This is a genomic window from Porphyromonadaceae bacterium W3.11 (genome assembly GCA_030434245.1).
GTDB lineage: Bacteria > Bacteroidota > Bacteroidia > Bacteroidales > Porphyromonadaceae > Porphyromonas_A.
In genome coordinates this window covers 139,086-162,263 of sequence record JAUISX010000006.1, presented here as the reverse complement: position 1 = coordinate 162,263, position 23,178 = coordinate 139,086, and the positions used below count along the sequence as shown (strand labels likewise).

Sequence of the window (23,178 nt, the reverse complement as noted above, 5' to 3'; positions counted from 1 at the left end):
TAAATCTAGCGTATTTCATCTCTTTGAGAGTCCAACCTTAAAAGGATGAATAATAATATACTAAAGCTCAGCATCGATGAGCCTCCATAACTAAAGAAGGGTAATGGAATACCAATGACCGGAAGGAGTCCGATAACCATTCCGATATTGATCATAAGGTGAAAAAATATGATGCAGACTACTGAATATCCGTATATTCTGGTAAAGCTACTTTCCTGGCGTTCAGCAATATGAATAAGTCTTAATAGCAATAGCAGGTATATAAGGAGGAGACCAACGCTTCCAATAAAGCCTTGTTCTTCTCCAACTGTACAAAATATAAAGTCTGTATCTTGCTCCGGAACATAGGCTAATTTTGTTTGAGTCCCATTCAAAAAGCCTTTTCCCGTCAGCTGTCCTGAGCCAATAGCTATCAGACTCTGATGGATATTATATCCAGCTCCAGAGGGATCATCTTTCATTCCAAGAGAGACCAAGATACGCGTTTGCTGATGAGGCTGTAGTATTTCGTCAAAAAAGTACTCTACAGATGTTGAGAAAGCTAGACTCATAAGCATCACAGCTGTGATGCTTATCAATTTCTTATCTCGTTTGGTAAATGAATTGAACGCAAGGAAAATCATTAGAAAAACCACTGAGATAAGTGCAGGAATAGCAAAGTTTATAGGTGTAAAGATGGATATGATTCCAAAAATAGTAAATAACACTAAGGGAACAAGCATGAATGGTACTGTCCACCTGTACTTGTGGGCATATAGCTCTACTGCAATGACTGTAGCTAGGTAGGTTATTGATAATATCATCATATGACCAGCATCTGTAACTCCCCAGAGAATATCAGTAAAGCGAAGTGTGAAGATAAAGATTATAGCTAGAAAAATGCCATAAAGAAGTACCGCACTGGTAAGCCCCTCTCTATATAATACAATAAAAAAGGATAGAAATACGAGTGCGGATCCTGTCTCGGACTGTAAAATAATTATTAATAATGGTAGCAGAAAGATGAGTAGTGAGACCATCAGGTCCATCGGTTTCTTAATATCATACCCATATTTCCCACCCCACCAAGCAAGCATCATGGCAGTCGTTACTTTTGAAAACTCCGCTGGCTGAATGTGTACACTGTTAGTAATGACCAGCCAAGAGTGGGATCCTTTGATATTGGGGGCTATAAATAAGGTCACAATCAGTAACAGAATCATCAAGACGTAGAGTAATGGTGTTATTCGCTTAAGAAATGATGATTCAATGAGCAATATAAAAATAGCAGTTGCAAAAGAGACCCCTAGCCATACAAGTTGATTAACAGCTCTTCCAGTAAGATTGGATGTGGTAGATGGGTTTAGATCATAACCTGCAGCATAAACGGACAACCAGCCCAGAAAAATCAAAAGCAGGTATATAGAGACTGTTATTAAGTCTATATTTTGGAAAAAACCTTTTTTCTTATGCTCTCCTATATTTCTGACCATTATACTTTTATTATCTTAGATAATTATAGTTTGGCATTCAAAATCCTAGTCTCGTACCCTTGAGAGGATTCAGAAAGCTGGTTACCATTAAGGTAATAGTCTATCATAAGTCTGCCTATAGGCACTCCGAAGGTGGCACCAAAACCACCGTTCTCTACAATCACCATCACCGCAATTTTGGGATCCTCTTGTGGGGCATATCCCATAAATAATGAGTGGTCTCGACCATGAACATTTTCCGCAGTTCCTGTTTTACCACAGACGGCTATATTTGGCATGTTTGCCCCTCTACAAGTTCCGCTAGTTACGGCTCCTCTCATACCTTTATCAATCAGATCAAAGTAGTGTGGATCAATCCCTGTCTGATGTAGCTCTATCCCTAAGCTGTCTTTGTCAACATTTGAGATTTCCTTAACTAGATGCGGTGTGTAGTAGTAACCTCTATTGGCAATGATTGCACCAAGGTTAGCTATCTGTAGGGGCGTAGCTAGTATTTCACCCTGTCCAATAGATATCGATATGATGGTTGATGAATTCCATCTTCCATTATATATTTTATCGTAAACCTTGGAGTTGGGAATATATCCTCTTTTCTCACCAGGCATATCAATCTTCAGTGGATAGCCAAATCCTAAAGAGACAATGTAGTCTTTCCATGCATCAAACGCTTCTTGTGTCGTCGCATATCGGGACCGATCGTCAATCATAGCTCTCAGGCCGTAGCAGAAATATGAGTTACAACTGGTAGTAATTGCCATGTTAAGACCTACAGGACTAGGGTGGCCATGACAACGTGGTCTTCCACCTAAGACAGGATAGCCATGATAGCAGGGAAAGGTGACACTTTCATTGATGGCACCAGCTTGAAGCAAAACAGCTGCTTGTGCGGTCTTAAAAGTCGAGCCTGGTGGGTATGTCCCCATGATAGCTCTATTGTAAAGTGGCATTTGAGGATCAAGCTCTAAGTCTTTGAAGTTTTTCCCCCTATCCTTTCCTACCAGTAGTGATGGGTCGTAGCTTGGAGCTGATACCAGAGCTCTTATTTCTCCAGTTTTTGGCTCTATCATCACGATAGCCCCTCTCTTTCCTGCCATTAATCGTTCACCATAGCTTTGTAGCTCCATGTCAATAGCCAACTTAAGATCATGACCTGAAGTTAGTTCTAAATCTTTCTGACCTTCGTCGTATTGACCAATTATACGTCCGTGCGCATCACGAAGCATCACGGATGTTCCTTTTTTGCCTCTCAAGAATCTTTCATAGCTGAGCTCTATTCCGCTCTTCCCCGTATATTCTCCAGGTGTATAATAGGGATCAGCTTCGATATCCGCTCTATTGACCTCGCCCATGTAACCAAGGATTAACCCTGCAGAATGGTAGTTGTAATCTCTTACTGTCCTATGAACCACATAAAATCCTGGATATTTATATAATTTTTCTTCCAAAAGACCAGCTTCCTCTGGTGTAATTTGGGAGAAAAGGACTTGTGGAGTATATGGAGAATATCCTCTATTCTTTTTTTTGTCTTTGATGTCGTCAAATCTTTGCTTGAGATCTTCTTCTTGAATATTAAGGATCCCACATAATTCAAGTGTATCAAACTCAGCAATCTCTCTAGTGATAACATGAATATCAGCCATAGAATTATTAAACACTACCAAACGTCCTTCGTTATCATAGATGATTCCTCTGGATGGATAGAGTGTTTTCTGGAGTAGTGCTATATCCTCTGCTGCAAGTCTATATTCAGGCGAAAGAATCTGTATATAGAACAGCCTGATAATATAAATAGCTAAAACCAGTATGAAGGATATAGCAATATAATATTTTCGAAGAGAGTACCTATTCTTTCTATTCAACATAGCTTATCGCTTCTTATTAGTAAAGAAGACATCAAAGATGAGAAAGAGAATATATGAAACAATTGAAGAGCCAATGATATTGGGTAGGACGTGAGCATATATATTTACCGAAAAAGCCTCCAAAAGCATCAGGGACGAGATCTGAACAATGGTTAGGACGAGTAAGTACAACATATATTTTCCGACGGATAATGTCCCGAATGATGGCACTATTATACTACTTTCCTCCTCAAGCATCTCTTCATCGATAGTAGAATGTAATAGAGGTGTCCGTATCACTCCTATAAGGGCACCCACGGCGAGATTCAGCCCTATCGTATTCATGAGTATATCCAATCCAAAACCTAAGACCCCGCCTAACATAACAGACACCCATCTTGGTGTTTGTATAGGGAGCTTAAACAAAGGATACAGATATAGTATCGGAGTAAAGTATCCAAAAAGACGGACATGATTCATTACCGTTGCTTGGACTAGCAATAGTATCAAAGCTTGTATCGTGAAGTATATGTATGCCCGCCTCATACTTTTCTAATTTCTTTTTTCTAGTCCTCTTTCCTCAACCTCTCTTCGTGTTTCTCTTTCGAAGTTTTGAAGGATATATACATACTTTAGGTCAGCAAATGAAGCTCCTAACTTTACTTTTAAAGCCCTAAAATGATCATTCTTAGAAGTAGCTTCATCCACCACTTGTCCTACATATAAGTTTTCTGGAAAGATTGACGAATAACCACTCGTAATAACGGAGTCTCCAACTTGGAAATCCGAATGCTTAGGAAGATTAGTCAGCACTGAATACTCTATGTCGCCCCCGTCCCAAGATAACGTACCAATATGGGGACTACCACTAACCTTACAGTTGAGATTAAACTGATTATTAATCAAAGGAATTACCTTAGCATAATCTTTTCCTACGGCTTGGACTACCCCGATAACCCCCTCATTAGATACAACGCCCATATCTATGTCAATGCCTTGATCCGTACCGATATCAAGAGTGAGATAGTTGCTATTCCTAAATAATATGTTTCCAACAACCTTTGCTACCTTATATTGGTATGGGAAAGGACGAAGGATGGAGTCATTCGATAGTCTGGACCATGATAGAGAGTCAACCATTAAGCGGCTCTGCTGGTGTCTCAATGTCTGTAATTCGATCTCAAGCTGGGCATTACGCTTCATAAGCTCAATATTTGCATCCTTTAGACCTATATACTCGTTTGCAATATGAGAGATTTCTTGAAATGACCCAGCAACGATACTAGCACTGCTTAAGAAAACACTTTTCCTATAAACACTGCTCCTCAATAAAAACACAGCAGCAATCACCTCAAGCAAAATAAATAGCATGAGGTGAGCCCTCGACCTTAGAAATTCAATGAGTCTCCCCATCTACACTCATGCTAAGGGTTATTTGAATAGCAACGAATACTTATCGCTATTTTGTAAAGCTATGTTAGTCCCCTTTGCAACAGCATAGAGAGGATCTTCAGCAACGATAAACTCGATTTGAAACTTTTCAGTTAGTCTTTCAGCAAGGCCCTTTAATTGAGCTCCACCACCTGTCAAATTGATACCATTCTCATAGATATCCGAATAAAGCTCTGGGGCTGTATTATCTAAGGCATTGCCAATAGCAGTCTCGATTTTCAATAAAGATTTATCAAGACAAGTGGCTATTTCATTATAATTCACCTCTATGGTTTTCGGAAGAATGCTAGCAAGATCCTGTCCTATCACTTGATAAGGCTCAGGCTCTACATCTAATTTAGGAAGAGCTGATCCTACTTGCTTCTTAATCTCTTCGGCAGTCCTCTCACCTATACGAATGAAATGCTTTGTCTTCATATGCTCTACAATCTCATTCGTGAATTCATCACCAGCCACCTTTATGGATTTGTTGGATACAATTCCACCGAGTGAAATAACCGCAATTTCAGTAGTTCCACCACCTATATCCACAATCATCCTCCCAGTGGGCTCTAATACATCAATACCAATCCCAATAGCAGCAGCCATAGGTTCGTGGATTAGATGCACTTCATTAGCACCAGCTTTTTCTGCTGAATCACGTACCGCACGTATTTCTACATCAGTACTACCTGAGGGGACACACACAACTACCTTAAGAGAAGCCGGAAAGATCTTCTTCTTCGGATTGGCCATTCGTATTAGCCCACGGATCATATGCTCTGATGCAGTAAGATCTGCTACTACGCCATCCCTAAGAGGTCTGACAGTATATAGATCGTTATTTTCCTTTTCAAAACGTCTGTACGCCTCTGCCCCTACACACTCAACTTTCTCAGTTTTGCGATTAATGGTTACGTAACTTGGCTCATCTACGATGATCTTACCATCCTTGATGATGACTGTATTAGCAGTACCAAGGTCTATTGCTAGTTTTTGGGTGAAAGAGAATAATCCCATATTATATTTTTACTAAAAAGTGAATTCAATTTTAATGTCTGAAATGGCGAATCCCTGTGATATACATTGGGATTCCCTTTTCTTTTGCCAGCTGTATGCTCTCTTCGTCACGAATAGAGCCACCTGGCTGAATGATGCTCTGGATCCCCGCTTCTGCTGCTAGTTCAACACAGTCAGAGAATGGGAAAAAAGCATCAGATGCTAGAGCAGCACCTTCAGTGCTAAAGCCCATTTCTTTTGCCTTTACTATAGCTTGCTTTAACGCATCAACTCTAGATGTTTGTCCGTAGCCAGCACCTAGCACTTGGCGATCCTTGACAAGCACAATGGCATTACTCTTACAGTACTTAACCACCTTCATTCCAAATAGTAAGTCATCAATCTGTTGGTCAGTTGCAAGCGTATTGTTTGTGGCTTTGAGATCGTCTAGCTTTTCTATCCTATCATCTCTCGTTTGGGCTAGAAGTCCACCAAGGATTGTTCTGAAAGTAAATTTACTGGCATCAAATCCAATTTTATCTCTCAGTAGGATTCTATTTTTCTTTTCTTTTAGCTTAACCAAGGCCTCATCGCTGAAGTTAGGTGCGATTAATACTTCAAAGAAAATTTCGCTAATCTTATTAGCTATCTCATAGTCCACATCACGATTAAGGACGATAATGCCACCAAACGCTGAGATCGGATCAGATGCTAGGGCACGATCATAAGCTTCCAGTATTCCATCTCCAGAAGCAACACCACATGGGGTGTTATGCTTAAGGATGGCAGCTGTTGGCTGATCAAACTCCTCTATCAAATGCACTGCAGCATCAACATCCAGCATATTATTATAGCTAAGCTCTTTGCCATGGAGCTTGTCAAATCTTTCTTGGAGAGCAGTCCCATAGAAGACAGCTTTTTGGTGAGGATTCTCGCCATACCTAAGCTGCTTAGAGGATGAATACACAATGTCAATACCATTTTGAGGTAATTGATCATCCATCACCTCATTTGATATAAAGTATTTATTTACAGCATTGTCATAGTCAGAAGTAAGCTTAAAAGCGACCCCTGCAAAATTCTTACGTTGGCTAAGTGTAGTTTTAGCATCGTTATTATCTAGTATATCAATCAAGTTTGGATATAGAGCTCTTGATGGAATAATAACGACATCTTGGTAGTTCTTTGCTGCAGCACGTATGAGGCTGACACCACCAATGTCTATCTTCTCGATAATTTCTTCATGACTTCCACCTGCCGCGACGGTTTCGCTAAATGGATAGAGATCCACAATGACTAAGTCTATTGTGGATATTCCATACATTTCACACTGCTTTTGATCTTCTTGATTATCACGACGTGATAGAATGCCACCAAAAATCTGAGGGTGTAATGTCTTTACTCGTCCACCTAGAATTGACGGGTATGTTGTAATATCCTCTGCTGAAATACACTTTATTCCTAATTTTTGGATATAGTCTTGTGTACCCCCTGTAGATATGATCTCCACGCCATGAGCTTCAAGTTTTTTGACGACTTCACCTAAGCCCTCTTTATTAAATACCGATATTAAGGCTCTCTTGATTTTTGTTTCGGACATTTTTTATCTTAATCTTTACTAGTATGTTTTGTTTACACTCTGGAGTGTACGCAAATATAATTAAAAGTACAAACAAATTGTAGTATCACTCACAACTCTCATCCCACTGATGTGACTCATTTTAGAAAAAGAAGTCGGACTGGGACAATTTGGTGGCTAATCCTCCTTCGGATGTCTCCTTGTATAAGCTTGGAAGGTCATGACCCGTTTGCTTCATAACTTCAATAACCTGATCGAATGAGACTCTATGAAAGCCGTCGGAAAATGTAGAGTACGAGTTAGAGTCCAATGCACGGCCAGCAGCGAACGCGTTTCTTTCAATACATGGGATCTGAACAAGCCCGCATATTGGATCGCATGTTAAGCCTAAGTGGTGCTCAAGACCCATCTCGGCAGCATACTCTATCTGCATAAGACTACCACCAAAGAGTTGATTGGACGCAGCTGCTGCCATTGAGCAAGCCACCCCCACTTCACCCTGACAGCCTACTTCAGCTCCAGAGATCGATGCATTAGTACGAGCTAAGTTACCTATTAAGCCAGCTGTTGCCAAAGCTCTATATATCATTTTGTCTGGAAAGTCTCTGACTGTTTTAAGGTGGTAGAGTACGGCAGGCATCACCCCTGATGACCCACATGTTGGTGCTGTCACCACGAGTCCACCTGAGGCATTTTCTTCGGATACAGCTAGAGCATAAGCATAAACATGTCCTCTGGACTTCAAGTTACCACTATAGCCCTTAGCTCTGATTAAGTACTCTCCCGCTTTTCTTCGTAGCTTTAGTCCTCCGGGTAATATACCATCTGCTTCTAGACCCCTATGAATTGATTGTTTCATCACTTCCCAAACCTCTTCGAGGTAATCCCAAAGAGATGAGTCTTCAAAATGCTCAATGTATTCCCAGAAATTAATCCGCCTTTCTGTACAAAACTCCATTATTTTTGTTAGAGAGCTATGCGGATAGATATCCTCATTTCTACTTTCATCAAAATCCTCATTAGCCAAGGAGCCGCCACCAATGCTATATACTGTCCAGGAATCCACCGTATTACCCTCACTATTGAGAGCTTCAAACATCATCCCATTAGTGTGAAACTTGTGGACCTCTGTAGGTTTCCATATTATTTCGGTTGGAGCCATTGGTGTCAGGACGTCTAAGATAGCGACGTCTGTCATGTGTCCCTTACCTGTGGCTGCGAGTGCACCATATAGATTCACTCTAAATGAACTAGGAGCCTCTTTGGAAAATCTATTTGCAAACATTTCCGCGGCTCTTCTTGGGGCCATAGTATGACTACTCGATGGCCCATGTCCTATTTTATATATTGTTTTTATTGTCTCCATCTATGATTGAAGGCTTTCTATCAGTTCAATTAATTTCCCAAGCAAAGATACAAATTATTTTACCGATAACATCGTTATAAAATGTTGTAGAAAATGAAAGAATTCCATCCGTTTTTTAATGATTTCATTAGCACTTCTTGAATGATACTTTTGAGGGGCTGAAGTTAAATAAAGCGGTGCGTGAAGTTTTTTAGTAACATAGGATCACTAAAGCTACCAAACTATTCGTAACATAACCTCTCAACAAAGCTTAAAACAGATAGACCATGACAGAGGTTAAAAACCATAACAAGCTAATATCAAGGGATAAACGCAACGATACTAAAACGTAACTGAAAGTACGCTTAGGGAGTATTTGGACAGTAAAAATTCGTCCTATATAAAGCCTTTCTTCTTCTCATATGATAAAAATATTTTTCCTATAGGAAGAAGATCTGTTTCATATAACTAAAATTTCACCCACCCTTATCTCAAAAAGGGAATCGGCTCAATTACGCTTTGATACCATTATCTAGGTGCTTTAGATCAGTCATTACATCATAAACCTATTTAGTGTCGTAAAAATTCAAGTGTTTTTATCTATATCAAGTTGAAAAGACCAAGAAAGGGAGAGACCATAAGGTACCTTCATTTCAAATGTTTTAAAATCTTTTTTTCGCCCACATCGGCTATTAAATATATGCACTTAGTGGATTCTCTCTACAGGTATTTTAAAAACCCTCCGGAGAACGAACAATACTAGCTCTTCAATTTTTCACCACATTACTCTGTGAACCCACTCCTAGTGAGTGAGAAATCTCATATTTTGGCTATCTTTGCGGATATCTATTCAAAATCATTCACTTTTTATTGTAATGAGATTATGGCAAGAACAGGTCAAAGTTTTTGGCAATTTTTAGTTTCGTTCTTTGATATACGACACGAAAAAGAAGATGAAGAAGAAACAATAAAGGCTCTTAAAGCCGATGTCGAGTTTAGAGGCACTAAGATGTTGATTCTAATATGTGCCATCCTGATAGCTTCTATTGGACTAAACATGAACTCAACCGCCGTCGTAATCGGTGCCATGTTAATCTCCCCACTGATGGGTCCAATCATTGGTATTGGTCTGGGGTTAGGCATCACGGACTTCAATCTTATTGGTCGAAGTGTTAAGAACTTAGGAATGGCGGTCGGAATTAGTGTAATCACCTCCACTATCTACTTCATTATCAGCCCTATTAGTGTCGCACAGAGTGAGATTTTGGCTCGTACACAACCCACTACATACGACGTATTAATTGCCCTCTTTGGTGGACTAGCAGGGATTATAGCAGGCACCAGCAGGTCTAAGGGTCAGGTCATCCCCGGTGTAGCTATTGCAACTGCCCTCATGCCTCCACTATGTAGTGCTGGATATGGGTTGGCAACGCTACAGTTTAATTATTTCTTCGGTGCGACATACTTATTTATTATCAACACCGTATTTATAGGTCTCTCTACATTCATTGTCGTTAGAGCTCTAAAGTATCGTAGAGTAACCTATGTTAATAAGAAAAGAGGAAAGCGACTAAACAACTTAGTCTTCATAATAGTCCTTTCAACCATTATCCCCAGTGTGATACTGGCATATCGTTTTGTACAAAAAACATATCAAGAGGTCCAACAAGATAAATTCATCAAAGAAGTAATGGTCTTTGATAACTCCTTCGTCCTCTCGTACGATAGTGAGAAGACTGACTCTATAACATACTTCAATGTTTCGGTCATTGGCGAAGAAATACCGTCCAATGTGATTGAACGCCTACAAGCCGTCCTACCAGCTTATGGACTAAAGAATACTGTACTGGTAGTAAAGCAAGGCTCGGAAAGACAAAATATGGAGGAAATCAGGCATGCAATCTTGAAGGATGTGCAGAGTGCCACCGATAAGAGCTACACCCAATACTTACAGTTGCGAAATGACTCCTTAAATCTCGCATTAAAAGGTCAACAAACGTTTTACTTCCAAGCCGAAGCTGTTACGATTGAGATCCGTCAGCTCTTCAATGAAATAGAAAAGACCCAAATTGGTCAGATGTACTCATTTAGAGCTGATACAACATTAGTTGATACAATTCCTTACATAAGACTAACCACGAATAAAAAACTTAGTAAGGAGAGAGAGAGCCTAATCCGGAGTTGGTTATCGCTAAGATTTAAAGATCCTGAGATTATGATTGTAAAGGAATCAAAGAAATAATCTGAGGCAAACTATTTGTGAGTTACAATTAAAGTAGCTATATTTGTGATGGAGATCGTAATGGTTCTCCATCACGTTTTTTATAAAACATCTGGAGGAGTATATATTGTTAGGGGTGCCTCTTAAAAAAAAAGAGTGCTGAGATTAGACCCGTGGAACCTGATGCAGGTAATGCTGTCGTAGGAACTTTTTCACACTGCTAACCACAGTTATATTATTATAAATGTGGTTGTGGTAAATACCATCTTAGTAGTCGCACTCCCTAATATTATGATTTTTCTTCCCCAAAAAAAATGATTAATTGTGACTACGAAATATATACCAACACTTACAATTGCTGGTTCTGACAGCTCAGGAGGGGCTGGGATACAAGCTGATATCAAGACGATGTCGGCTCTCGGATGTTATGCCATGTCTGTAATCACAGCCGTTACGGCACAAAATACATGTGGTGTATCTGGAGTCGAAGCTATCTCAAACCAGTTAGTGCAGTCTCAGCTAGAGGCTGTATTGGAGGACATCCCACCAAAAGCTATCAAGACAGGTATGCTCTATGACAGATCTACAATTGAAGTGATCGTAAAGACTTTATCCCAACTTGATGATATACCGCCAATAATTGTAGACCCCGTAATGGTGGCCACAAGTGGCGACAGCCTCTTCAGAGACGAAGCTATTGAGAGCCTTATTAATAGCTTATTGCCAATGGCTGCACTTGTAACGCCCAATATACCCGAAGCCGAAGCACTGGCAGGTCTTGTCATTGATTCACACAAGAGCATTAAGGAGGCCGCAAAAAAGATTTTATCATATGGAGTAGAGGCTGTTCTCATCAAGGGCGGGCACTTGATGGGTGATGACTGTCCGGACTTCTTATTTCTTAATAATGGTCATGAAGAAGTCTTCCACGGAACTAAGGTTAGGACCTCTAATACTCATGGGACAGGCTGCACTCTATCGTCAGCTATCACAGCTTATATTGCACGAGGACTATCCCTACCCGAAGCTGTCGGGCAGGCTAAGGTGTACATCTCAGAAGCTATCAATAGTGGAAAGGACATTACCCTCTTCAAGGGACACGGACCGGTAGACCACTTCTATAACCCACAAAAAAGCATCAAATTATGAATAGGTTACAATTCATAACGCATCAAAATAATAAGTTTGACTACCTCACTGGAGCAAAACTTGCGTTAGATGGTGGTTGCAAATGGATTCAGTTAAGAATGAAGGGTGCTGAAGAGCCACACATCATAGAGGTTGGCACAGCCCTTCGACGCCTATGCTCAGAGTACCAAGCGACGCTTATCATCGACGATAGAGTTGATTTAGTAGAAAAGCTTGATGCAGATGGAGTACACTTAGGGCAGAAAGATATGCCCATAGACGAAGCCAGATCACTTTTAGGACCGAATAAGATTATTGGAGGGACTGCCAATACCATAGATGAGATACAAGCTCACTCAGATAGAGGAGCTAATTATGTAGGGTGCGGTCCATTTCGATATACTACTACAAAGAAGAACTTATCATCTATCCTTGGCCTTAAAGGATATATACAGCTTGTATCTCAGATGCAAGAGCGAGACATAACAATTCCGTTAATAGCCATTGGTGGTATTACACTTCGGGACATACCAGCTATATTATCCACTGGTGTTTTTGGCATCGCCATTAGTGGGGCTATTCTTGATTCAAAAGACCCGACTGAAATGACTAAAGAATTCATAAATCAAATTAATTCAAAATAAACCATGAATAAAGACTTTAAGATTACTTATCCTAACTCGGAGAAAATCTACCTCTCAGGTAAGATTCACCCCGAGATAAGAGTAGGGATGCGACAAATCTCACAGCTACCCACGATATTAAAGGATGGTACTAGGAGGGAGAATCCCCCTGTAATCGTTTATGACACGAGTGGCCCATATAGTGACCCTAACATCGAAATAGATCTCCAAAAAGGGCTTCCAAAACTTAGGAAACCATGGATAGAGGGAAGAGAGCATACGCAATTGTATTATGCGAAGAAGGGCATCATCACTCAAGAAATGGAATATGTAGCCATTCGCGAGAATATGAACTGCCAAGAGCTAGGGATAGAGAGCTACATTACCCCTCAGTACGTATGTGAAGAAGTCGCTGCAGGCCGTGCTGTTATCCCTGCTAATAAGAAGCACCCAGAGACAGAACCAATGATCATTGGCACCAACTTTCTCGTAAAGATTAATACGAATATTGGTAACTCGGCAATGGGTTCGAGTATTGAAGAGGAAGTAGAAAAAGCCGTATGGAGCTGTAAGTGGGGTGGAGATACAGTAATGGATCTCTCCACAGGTAAGAACATTTATGAGACCCGTGAGTGGATCCTTCGTAATAGTCCTGTACCAGTAGGCACTGTGCCTATGTATCAAGCATTCGAAAAGGTCAATGGTAAGGCTGAAGACTTATCATGGGAGGTTTTCAGAGATACGCTTATTGAGCAGTGTGAGCAAGGTGTGGACTACTTCACTATCCACTGTGGTATTAGACTTAAGAATATACACTTAGCGGACGATCGTCTCACTGGAATTGTAAGCCGTGGCGGTAGTATCATCTCTAAATGGTGCCGAGTTCATAATGAGGAGAGCTTCCTATATAGCCATTTTGATGACATTTGTGATATTTGTCGCAAATATGATGTCGCCCTATCACTAGGAGATGGACTACGTCCTGGATCTATCCATGATGCTAACGATGCGGCCCAATTTGCTGAACTTGACACGATGGGTGAATTGGTAGAGAGAGCTTGGGCTAAGGATGTTCAAGTCTTTATTGAAGGTCCTGGGCATGTACCTATGCATAAGATCAAAGAGAATATGGATAGACAAATTGAGAAATGCCATGGAGCTCCATTCTACACTCTCGGACCACTTGTAACTGATATAGCCCCAGCCTATGACCATATCACTAGTGCCATAGGAGCTGCAATGATAGGGTGGTATGGTACAGCGATGCTTTGCTATGTAACCCCGAAAGAGCACTTAGGACTTCCTGACAAGGAGGATGTTCGGACTGGTGTCATTACATATAAAATTGCAGCACACGCAGCAGACCTAGGTAAGCAACATCCAGCCGCAACCATTAGAGATAATGCCCTAAGTAAGGCTAGATATGAATTCAGATGGAAAGATCAGTTCAATCTCTCGTTAGACCCTGATAAAGCACTAGAGTATTATAAACTTTCTAACCCTACGGATAGTAAGTTCTGTACCATGTGTGGTCCTAACTTTTGTGCGATGAGGATCAGTCAGACGCTCGGAGATTGCACTGAAATAGATAAATAAAACTTTTTTTCACAACAATATAAAATTATTTTTAACATGATAGAAAAAAAAATATCCCAAGGGATTATCCGCACCTACTTTGATAAGTTAGAAGACTGCTTGGAATTAGATGTAGCCATCGTAGGTGGAGGACCATCAGGTATCGTAGCTTCATATTACCTAGCTAAAGCTGGGCTTAAGGTTGCTCTTTTTGATAGAAAGTTAGCTCCCGGCGGTGGAATGTGGGGAGGTGCAATGATGTTTAATCAGATCGTTATTCAGGAAGAAGCACTTGAAATCATCAAAGAATTTGATATTAATTATGAGGCTTATGGTGATGGACTCTTCACTATGGACTCTGTAGAAAGCACTGCTGCCCTACTCTACCAAGCAACACACGCTGGTGCTCATATCTTCAACTGCTATTCTGTTGAGGATGTGGTTTATAAGAATGACGTCGTTAGTGGTGTAGTCGTTAACTGGACTCCAGTATTACGGACTGGTATGCATGTGGATCCACTTAATATAATGGCTCGCTGCGTTATCGATGGAACAGGACATGATAGTGAAATCTGCAAAGTCGTCGCAAATAAAAATGGTGCTAAGCTTAATACCTCTACAGGTGACGTAATTGGTGAGAGGTCGCTTGACGTTGTAGAAGGTGAGCGTGAAGTTGTATCTGGCACTAAAGAGATCTATCCTGGACTTTATGTCTGCGGTATGGCCTCTTCAGCTGTATCTGGAACACCACGTATGGGCCCTATCTTTGGCGGTATGCTAATGTCTGGAAAGAAGGTATCTGAAATGATTATCGAAAAACTTAAGAAGTAAGTTTTCTGATGAAACTTATTATTATTACTTCCCCCGTCACTATGGCGGGGGAAGTTCATATTATCTCGGAGTTAATCTCAAGCGGTATTTTCCGAGTCCATTTTAGACGGCCAGCATGGAGTGATGATGAAGCACGGATTTTTCTGTCTTCTCTTTCGGATGATTGCTTACCACACATTGTGTTACACGATCATCACTCACTAGCCCATGAATTTCCTATCGGAGGTCTTCACCTTAATCATCGTCACCCCACACCACCATCTGACTTTAGCGGTTCTCTATCGCGATCGTGTCACTCTTTTCAAGAGGTGATAGATCATAAGGATGAATGTGATTACCTATTTCTTAGCCCTATCTTTAATAGCATATCTAAAAAGGGTGTATATTCCGCTTTTTCTGAACAAGACCTAACGAATGCCTCTAAAGCTGGAATAATAGACTCTAAGGTTTTTGCTCTCGGGGGTATTTCTCAAAAGAAAATAGAATGTCTTAGGGAATGGTCCTTTGGGGGCGTTGCTATTCTTGGTGACTTCTGGGCAAGAACTGAATCAGAAGAATGGAAAACATATATAGATGAGTGGAAAATGCTTCTATCGAACACTCGCTAAAATATTAGTTCAAAAAAAATTTTTTATCAAAAAACATATTGAAGTAAAAACAAATTCTCAATTCAATGTGTTATCAATGTAGATGAATGATAATTGTAAATATCAACTTTATAAATAGAAATAATTAGATTTATGAAGAAAAAATTGAGACCTTTAGTATTAGGATTAGCTTTTAGCGTAACACTTCTTAGCGTTACTGCATGTAATAATTCTAATGACAATAAGGAAAGCAATACAGTTATTGAAAATGTAGCTGACGAGACAACAAAGAATTCAAACACAACAATTAAAGAAAATGAAATTATGAAATTTGAACTAATCAAACTACCGTATGCGAATGATGCTTTAGAGCCAGTAATAAGCAAAACAACTATTGAGCTTCACCATGGCAAGCACTTGAACGCTTATGTAACAAATCTAAATAAACTTATCGACGGAACCGAGTTTGCTGATATGGAACTTGTTGATATCGTTAAGAAGTCTGAAGGTGGAATCTTCAATAATGCTGGACAGACTCTTAACCACAATCTTTACTTCACTCAATTCAGCCCTGATGGTGGTGGCGAACCTACTGGTGATCTAATGAAGGCTATTGAGAAGAAATTCGGATCTTTTGATGAGTTCAAAAAGACCTTCGAAAAAGAAGCTGCTGGACTATTCGGTGCAGGTTGGACATGGTTAACAACAGATAAGGATGGAAATCTAGAGATCACAAAGCATCAGAATGCTGGAAATCCTGTGACTATGGATCTAGTACCTCTATTAGGTGCTGATGTATGGGAGCACGCTTACTATGTAGATTATCAAAACCGTCGTGCTGATCACCTTGCAAAGATATGGGATATCATTAACTGGAAGGAAGTAAGCGAAAGATATGCTGGTAGATAATCTCTATCATCAAATTTTATTGTAAAAGAGAGAGTGTGTCAGAAGTAGTTTTTGACACACTCTCTTTTTTTATATTACCTTAATGCTATAGAACCAATAATAAAGTAGATCCTAGTCTTCAAAAGCCTAGACTAAGGTAGCAAGCAGTAACCGAGAATAGTAATTGATCTATCAAAAAAAAACATCAATAATTGCATAGAGTACTTATTAATGTCTTATTAAAAAGGGAACTAAGATATCATAAGTATATATAATGCTAATCACAAATATATCATTCACCACTACTCCTGCTATTAATCTATACAGTCCCAGTTCCCCATTCAATTAAAGGAAATGGGAGTTTTTATATCATTTTTTTTGTGTACCTAAGGTTTATTCTTATATTTGTATTTCTTTAAGAAATAAATTTAAAAAATATTTTTAATAACCTTTATGACTACAACTACACAACAACCTCGTAAGACCATTCGCGATGTTGCATGGATTCGCTGGACAGTGTTGTTAATGATCTCATTAACAATGCTTTTTGCGTACATGTTCGTGGACGTTCTTTCTCCTCTTAAAACACAGTTAGACATTCACTTAGGTTGGACCTCCTCTGTTTTTGGGACCTATGCGGGGAGTGAATTTTTCATCAACGTATTCTTACTATTCCTCATCTTTGCAGGTATTATCCTTGATAAGATGGGAGTCCGTTTTACAGCTATTCTTTCTGGCTCCTTAATGGTTTTAGGAGCAGGAATTAAAGTCTATGCTTTAAGCACAACATTTAATGCTGGAGCTTTCCCATTCGAACTTCTCTCAAGTTTTTCATCTGGATTTCCTCCTTCTGCTAAATTATCTTGCGTAGGCTTTGCCATTTTTGGTATGGGAACCGAAATGGCTGGCGTGACCGTCTCGAGAGCTATAGTCAAGTGGTTCCATGGCAAAGAGATGGCTATGGCTATGGGTGTTGAGATGGCTGTTGCTCGCTTGGGCGTATTTGCCGTATTCCAAACGTCTCCACGTATTCATAACTGGGCCATGTCAAGACTAGGCGAAAATACAGAAGGAATGGCCGCCATAACAGCTATTCAAGCACCTGTCTTATTTGTATTCATTCTACTCTGTATTGGATTGATTTTGTACTTAATCTATGGTGTACTTGATAAGAAACTTGATACTCAAGAATCCTTTGAGATTAAGGATGATGAAGAACCATTCCGATTTGCAGACCTTAAGAAAGTCTTCGGGATTAAGATTTTCTGGATTGTAGCACTACTTTGCGTGCTTTATTATTCAGCTATATTCCCTTTCCAACGATTCGCCACCAATATGCTAGAGAGCAACTTAGGTCTTTCAAATGAAAAAGCTGCAAGTATCTTTAGCTTATTTCCTATTGGAGCTATGATTATTACACCACCTCTTGGTCTGTTTCTTGATAAAAAGGGCAAGGGTGCTACAATGCTTATCATTGGTTCTATATTAATGATTCTTTGTCACGGAATATTCGCACTCTATCCATTTGATACAGGACAGGGTTCATATATCATTGCTATTGTAGCTATAGTTCTACTTGGTATCTCATTTTCTCTTGTACCAGCTGCCCTTTGGCCAAGTGTACCAAAGTTAATAGACCCAAAAGTACTTGGCTCTGCTTACTCAGCAATTTTCTTTATTCAGAATATTGGTCTGATGACTGTGCCTATGCTTATTGGTAAGGTATTAGACATAACTAATAAAGGCATTGAACCTGAACAAGCACTTAATTATACCCCTTCTATGCTTATTTTCACAAGCTTTGGTGTATTAGCACTTATACTTAGTACTTACCTTAAGACTTATGACAAGAAGATGGGATTTGGTCTTGAAAAACCAAATATTCAAAAGTAATTTTACTCCTAAGTAATATGATTAGAAGGGTGGTATATAATGTACTACCCTTCTTTTTTGTATTATAGAAAAAATAAAATATCTTTGTGTATGACAATTAAATTCAATAATTATTTTTACATCAATATATGAAAGCATCAGTTTTTCCAGGACAAGGCGCCCAATTCGTAGGCATGGGCCTAGACTTATATAACTCAAATGACGAAGCCAAGAAGCTATTTGATAGGGCTAATGAGATCCTTGGATTTCCCATAACTAAGGTAATATTTGAAGGTACAGAAGAAGACCTCAAGCAGACCAAAGTCACTCAGCCAGCCGTATTTTTACACTCATACATCAGTGCTATCATCAGTGAGGAAGGAGTGAAAGCAGACATGATGGCGGGACATTCTCTTGGAGAGTTTACGGCATTAGCAGTATCTGGAGCTTTAAGTTTTGAGGACGCCCTCACACTTGTTTCCAGACGTGCACAAGCCATGCAACGTGCTTGTGAGCTTGCACCATCTACAATGGCTGCTATTCTAGGTCTTGAAGATGAGTTGGTAGAGTCACTTTGTGCTAATGTAGCACCAGAAGTGGTGATACTAGCAAACTATAATAGCCCGGGGCAAGCAGTTATATCTGGCTCTGTAAAAGGTGTGAATGAATTCATAGAGCTAGCAAAAGAGGCTGGTGCTAAGAGAGCCATCCCACTAAACGTTAGCGGTGCATTCCATAGCCCATTCATGGAGAGTGCTAGGATAGAGTTGGAAGAAGCGATTAACTCAGTAACCTTCTCTGCTCCAACCTGCCCAATTTATCAAAATGTAGATGCACTACCACATACCAATACTGAAGAAATTCGAGCTAACTTAATAAAGCAACTTACTTCACCTGTACGATGGACCCAATCTGTCAGGAATATGGTAGCTGATGGAGCTACTGAGTTTACAGAATATGGACCTGGTAATGTCCTTCAAGGCCTTATTAAACGTATCATAAAGTAATTTTTATTACTTTTACCCCCAATATATTTGGAGCAAATATTTTTTTTTATTACCTTTGCATTCCAGAAAGTCAATTGGAGGGTAATTGGCCGTATAGCTCAACTGAATAGAGCATCTGACTACGGATCAGAAGGTTTTAGGTTTGAATCCTAATACGGTCACTATTTTTATGATGTTATAGAGTCAGCATCTATTTTTTACAAATCCCTTTGGGGACACAAAATTGGCCGTATAGCTCAACTGAATAGAGCATCTGACTACGGATCAGAAGGTTTTAGGTTTGAATCCTAATACGGTCACTATATATCTGTTGTAATAACAGTAAAGAGACCATCCCCGGCTTTATCCAAAGCCTAGGATGGTTTTTTTAAGCCTATTTATTTCTTGATTGATAATGACTTTGCGAATTAATGAGCATACTAGAGCGATCCTCAAACTAGGGATTCCTATCATGATAGGTCAGCTTGGTGTGATTCTAGTAGGATTTATTGATAACATCATGATTGGGCACTACGGCACCCATGAACTCGCCGCAGCATCTTTCGTCAATGGTTTTATCAATATTGCCTTTGTGATAGCCATGGGATATACTTATGGGCTTACCCCTCTAGTAGCTGCATCCTATGCAAAGGGTGATGGAAGACTCAAGACGTTACTAAAGAGTGGTACTCTGGCAAATACCCTGTTTGGGTTACTATTAACAGGGGTAATGACTTTTTTTCTGATAAAGATTCAGTGGTTTAGACAGCCATTAGAACTCCTACCCTATATCAAGCCATACTATATCCTCCAGCTCATCAGCATCGTACCCATTATTCTTTTTAGTGGGTACAAGCAGTTTGTAGATGGCGTTGGACAAACGAAAGTTAGTATGTCAGCCATTATCATCTCCAATGCGGTAAATATTCTCCTGAATTATCTTCTGATTTTCGGGAAACTGGGTTTCCCAGAACTAGGACTTATAGGAGCGGGAATAGCCACACTAATCTCTAGGATACTTACTCTCATAATCGTTATTCAGCAAGTTCATTTCACACAAAGATTCGATAAAATTTTTGAGCATAATTCTGCTATATTAAGTGAGGTTAGCAGAAGTCTGATGAAGAAAATAACCCAAATAGGTACGCCCTCGGCTATCCAAATGGGATTCGAGGCTGGATCCTTTAGTATTGCTGTGATACTAGTCGGGTGGATTGGCAGTACTGAGCTAGCTGCCCACCAAATAGTAAATACAGCTGGCACCCTTGGCTTCATGATGTTTTATGGAATGTCTGCTGCTGTTATGATTCGTGTTGGTTACTTCTTTGAGTCCCGTCGAACTGATGAAATCCGCAAGATTGTCCGGTCAGGCTTCATATTACAGCTCATAATGGTGATTTTACTCGTCATCACACTTCTTATTTTCAGAGAAGAGGTTGGTAAAATCTTCACAACAGATAAGTCGGTCATCGAGATTGTTTCAATTCTCATTTTCCCATTGGTAACATACCAACTTTTCGATATGATGCAGATATTATTTTCTAATGTACTTCGAGGTTTACAAGACGTCAAGTTCACTGCATGGGCCGCTGCTTTTTGCTATATAGTCCTTACCATCTCAGTCGCCTATCTATTTGGATTTGTTTTTGATTGGGGTGTCTTAGGTATTTGGTGTGCTTTCCCAGTTGGCTTTTCCGTACTTGCAGCGTTACTCATCTATCGATACCGGAGAGTACTTAAGAAACTAGAGCAGAATATCTAATGCAAGTGTATAAAAGGAGACAGCCTCAGCTCCAGCTCCTAATAAAGCTCTACCAGCATTTACTATAGTAGCACCAGTTGTCAAGACATCATCAACGACTAAAATCCTCCTACCCTTCAGATCTTGATCCTCAGAAACATAAAAGGCACCATATATCTCACGCCATCGCTCCTCTTTTCCGCGTGAAGTTTGGGTTCCAGTCTTCGAATTCTCCCGCTTAAGGAAATCTTTTTCTATAGGAAGTCCATAGACCTCAGCTAATCCCTTCGCTATAAATTCAGATTGATTGTACCCTCTTTTTTTCATCCGATAGGGTGCTAATGGTACTGGAACGATCGCTGAAACATCTGAAAAGTGGCCAGATCTCTTATGTTCAAGGGCAAATGACCTAGATAAGTGATATGCCACATCTGGGGTATTGTGATACTTTATCTTATGGATAATCTTCCTAGTGGTATTGGTTCTTGTAAAGATCAAGTCAGATTGTAACTCGGTAAAAGGTATCAGTCCATTAATTCGCTCCTCTGGAGCATAATAAGCCTCATGTCCACGATACTTAGGTAGAAGGTCAAAGCATTCTTCGCATATAAGCTTTCGATCAGCAGGTAGCCGTTCAGCACAATGGATGCAATAGGACGGGAAAAAGAATGAAATAAGATCATTAATCATACCAATACTCATCGTCATTCAGCCCCTCGACATCCTTTATCATCTCCTCTATCACAGGGTCAGAATGCTCCCTTAGGTATCCTCTAGTATAAGCGAGTTGTCCCAAACGCATTTTAAGGTCGTACTTATTCTTCGCCTTTTTTCTCTGTTTGTCAAATCTAGCCATAAGATAGTCCCTCAAGTTATTCACCCATTCTTCATCATCGATTTTTGAAAGCTCATCCTCAATTAGATTTTGAGGGATTCCCTTCATGAAGAGCTCTCGCCTAATCATAATAGGCCCTTTACGATATGAAACCATTTTATCTCTAATGAACCGCTCGGTAAAACGAACTTCATCAATAAATTTATCTTTTTTTAATTCCTCAATAACCCACTCCTGCTCATCCTGAGAGATAGCTCCTTCACTCCACTTATAAAGCTTTTCAGAAACTTCCTTGGAGGACTTCTCATATCTAGCAGTATAGTTACTAGCCCTTACCAAGAGCTTATCCAACTCATCCTTAGTCATTACGTACTTTCTTAGCAAATAAAAATCTTTTTCGTCCAAGATAATCCTCTGAGATACTCACATCGTATCCAGCACTTGAATATAACTCTATAAGCTCATCAACCACCAGCGGATTAATCTCAAACGCAAATACACCTCCAACCTTCAAACGACTTCCATAGAGTCCCAAGATGGCCCTATAGAATCTTAGTCCATCGTCATCAGGAACAAAAAGAGCTAACTCGGGCTCCATCTGAAGCACATGAGGCTTTATCTCACTTCGCTCACTATCTAATACATAAGGAGGATTACTAACAACCAAATCATATGCAGGATAGAAAGGCTCAAATTGCTCCGAAAGTAAATCACCAGCTCTAAGATTTACCAAACGCTTCATGCCCAACCTCTCAATATTCTCCCCTGCGACCTCTAAGGCTAATGGACTTATATCTACCGCTTCCACCACACATCCATGAGTCGCTAAATATAGAGCTATCGCTGCACTACCTGTGCATAAATCAGCGGTTATGGCATCTTCACTCACATACCCGCGATCCCTAAGTATCTGACAGAGTTGCTCTGTCTCCCCTCTGGGGATAAGTACGCCCTTTCTTACCAACAGCTCCATCCCATGAAAATAAGTATGTCCTACCACATACTGAAGTGGCTCTAGTGCCTCCAGTCGCTTCACCCATGCCTCTACGATTGCATACTTTTCACTAACTTTGCAGTCAGAGAAGACCAATCGAGGATACGGAATGCCATACGCTTCTTGGAGTAAGAGCCGTGCCATCTGCTCAGCTTCAACATCTGTATAGTAGGATGCAAGCCGTTCAGAAATAGATTGTTTATATACTTGAAATTCGCTCATACTCTACA

Annotated in this window: 20 protein-coding genes, 2 tRNA genes and 1 riboswitch; of the genes, 12 read left to right on the top strand and 10 right to left on the bottom strand. The window is 40.0% G+C overall.

The features are described from left to right. Positions 1 to 5: 5 nt before the first annotated feature. The 7 genes from rodA to QYZ87_10240 form a co-directional block, all read right to left on the bottom strand. Positions 6 to 1,472 carry a rod shape-determining protein RodA gene (gene rodA, locus QYZ87_10270; protein MDN4754893.1) on the bottom strand — a complete coding sequence of 489 codons (1,467 nt, stop codon included), beginning with the start codon at positions 1,470 to 1,472 and terminating at the stop codon, positions 6 to 8. A gap of 23 nt (positions 1,473 to 1,495) precedes the next feature. Then, positions 1,496 to 3,334 carry a penicillin-binding protein 2 gene (gene mrdA, locus QYZ87_10265; GenBank protein ID MDN4754892.1) on the bottom strand — a complete coding sequence of 613 codons (1,839 nt, stop codon included), beginning with the start codon at positions 3,332 to 3,334 and terminating at the stop codon, positions 1,496 to 1,498. A 3-nt stretch (positions 3,335 to 3,337) separates the two neighbouring features. Then, positions 3,338 to 3,859, bottom strand: a complete 522-nt coding sequence (mreD, locus tag QYZ87_10260; protein ID MDN4754891.1) for a rod shape-determining protein MreD — start codon at positions 3,857 to 3,859, stop codon at positions 3,338 to 3,340. 6 nt (positions 3,860 to 3,865) lie between these two features. Then, complete coding sequence (gene mreC / locus QYZ87_10255) at positions 3,866 to 4,726, bottom strand: rod shape-determining protein MreC (protein ID MDN4754890.1); 861 nt, start codon at positions 4,724 to 4,726, stop codon at positions 3,866 to 3,868. An 18-nt stretch (positions 4,727 to 4,744) separates the two neighbouring features. Further along, the gene (locus QYZ87_10250; protein MDN4754889.1) at positions 4,745 to 5,764 is read right to left on the bottom strand and encodes a rod shape-determining protein; all 1,020 of its coding nucleotides are present in this window, start codon (positions 5,762 to 5,764) and stop codon (positions 4,745 to 4,747) included. A 31-nt stretch (positions 5,765 to 5,795) separates the two neighbouring features. Continuing rightward, a complete protein-coding gene (gene purH, locus QYZ87_10245; protein MDN4754888.1) occupies positions 5,796 to 7,343 on the bottom strand; it encodes a bifunctional phosphoribosylaminoimidazolecarboxamide formyltransferase/IMP cyclohydrolase in 1,548 nt (515 codons plus the stop codon). A 121-nt stretch (positions 7,344 to 7,464) separates the two neighbouring features. Then, on the bottom strand, positions 7,465 to 8,688 hold the full coding sequence (locus QYZ87_10240) for an L-serine ammonia-lyase (protein ID MDN4754887.1): 1,224 nt from the start codon (positions 8,686 to 8,688) through the stop codon (positions 7,465 to 7,467). 862 nt (positions 8,689 to 9,550) lie between these two features. On the opposite strand from QYZ87_10240, the gene QYZ87_10235 reads away from it, so the two are divergent. The 12 genes from QYZ87_10235 to QYZ87_10180 all read left to right on the top strand — a co-directional run bounded on the left by QYZ87_10235 (position 9,551) and on the right by QYZ87_10180 (position 21,140). Beyond that, positions 9,551 to 10,909, top strand: coding sequence for a TIGR00341 family protein (locus QYZ87_10235; protein ID MDN4754886.1), 1,359 nt, complete (start codon positions 9,551 to 9,553; stop codon positions 10,907 to 10,909). A 101-nt stretch (positions 10,910 to 11,010) separates the two neighbouring features. Continuing rightward, positions 11,011 to 11,110: riboswitch (TPP riboswitch) on the top strand. A 99-nt stretch (positions 11,111 to 11,209) separates the two neighbouring features. After that, on the top strand, positions 11,210 to 12,037 hold the full coding sequence (gene thiD, locus QYZ87_10230; protein ID MDN4754885.1) for a bifunctional hydroxymethylpyrimidine kinase/phosphomethylpyrimidine kinase: 828 nt from the start codon (positions 11,210 to 11,212) through the stop codon (positions 12,035 to 12,037). After that, the gene (locus QYZ87_10225) at positions 12,034 to 12,660 is read left to right on the top strand and encodes a thiamine phosphate synthase (GenBank protein ID MDN4754884.1); all 627 of its coding nucleotides are present in this window, start codon (positions 12,034 to 12,036) and stop codon (positions 12,658 to 12,660) included. Before thiD ends, QYZ87_10225 begins: the two co-directional genes overlap by 4 nt. A 3-nt stretch (positions 12,661 to 12,663) precedes the next feature. Then, positions 12,664 to 14,235 (top strand): phosphomethylpyrimidine synthase ThiC, encoded by a 1,572-nt coding sequence (gene thiC / locus QYZ87_10220; protein MDN4754883.1) that lies wholly within the window; start codon positions 12,664 to 12,666, stop codon positions 14,233 to 14,235. 36 nt (positions 14,236 to 14,271) lie between these two features. After that, a complete protein-coding gene (locus tag QYZ87_10215) occupies positions 14,272 to 15,045 on the top strand; it encodes a sulfide-dependent adenosine diphosphate thiazole synthase (protein MDN4754882.1) in 774 nt (257 codons plus the stop codon). Positions 15,046 to 15,053: 8 nt separating this feature from the next. Then, positions 15,054 to 15,653 carry a thiamine phosphate synthase gene (locus tag QYZ87_10210; GenBank protein MDN4754881.1) on the top strand — a complete coding sequence of 200 codons (600 nt, stop codon included), beginning with the start codon at positions 15,054 to 15,056 and terminating at the stop codon, positions 15,651 to 15,653. A gap of 303 nt (positions 15,654 to 15,956) precedes the next feature. Further along, a complete protein-coding gene (locus QYZ87_10205) occupies positions 15,957 to 16,541 on the top strand; it encodes a superoxide dismutase (protein ID MDN4754880.1) in 585 nt (194 codons plus the stop codon). A 432-nt stretch (positions 16,542 to 16,973) separates the two neighbouring features. After that, positions 16,974 to 18,413, top strand: coding sequence for an MFS transporter (locus tag QYZ87_10200; GenBank protein ID MDN4754879.1), 1,440 nt, complete (start codon positions 16,974 to 16,976; stop codon positions 18,411 to 18,413). Between the two features lie 128 nt (positions 18,414 to 18,541). Then, complete coding sequence (fabD, locus tag QYZ87_10195; GenBank protein ID MDN4754878.1) at positions 18,542 to 19,399, top strand: ACP S-malonyltransferase; 858 nt, start codon at positions 18,542 to 18,544, stop codon at positions 19,397 to 19,399. Between the two features lie 87 nt (positions 19,400 to 19,486). Beyond that, positions 19,487 to 19,560: transfer RNA gene (locus QYZ87_10190), tRNA-Arg, on the top strand. Between the two features lie 64 nt (positions 19,561 to 19,624). Then, positions 19,625 to 19,698 (top strand) — tRNA-Arg (locus QYZ87_10185). Positions 19,699 to 19,793: 95 nt separating this feature from the next. Further along, positions 19,794 to 21,140: an MATE family efflux transporter gene (locus tag QYZ87_10180; protein ID MDN4754877.1), complete on the top strand. Its 1,347-nt coding sequence runs from the start codon at positions 19,794 to 19,796 to the stop codon at positions 21,138 to 21,140. Here QYZ87_10180 and QYZ87_10175 read toward each other — a convergent pair. From QYZ87_10175 to QYZ87_10165, 3 genes are read right to left on the bottom strand one after another with little or no spacing between them, the layout of a single operon-like run. Then, a complete protein-coding gene (locus QYZ87_10175) occupies positions 21,123 to 21,821 on the bottom strand; it encodes a phosphoribosyltransferase family protein (protein ID MDN4754876.1) in 699 nt (232 codons plus the stop codon). The two genes, QYZ87_10180 and QYZ87_10175, sit on opposite strands and share 18 nt — an antisense overlap. Further along, a complete protein-coding gene (locus tag QYZ87_10170) occupies positions 21,802 to 22,320 on the bottom strand; it encodes a regulatory protein RecX (GenBank protein ID MDN4754875.1) in 519 nt (172 codons plus the stop codon). The genes QYZ87_10175 and QYZ87_10170 overlap by 20 nt, the downstream gene beginning before the upstream one ends. Beyond that, positions 22,313 to 23,170: a HemK/PrmC family methyltransferase gene (locus QYZ87_10165; protein ID MDN4754874.1), complete on the bottom strand. Its 858-nt coding sequence runs from the start codon at positions 23,168 to 23,170 to the stop codon at positions 22,313 to 22,315. Before QYZ87_10165 ends, QYZ87_10170 begins: the two co-directional genes overlap by 8 nt. Positions 23,171 to 23,178 lie beyond the last annotated feature (8 nt).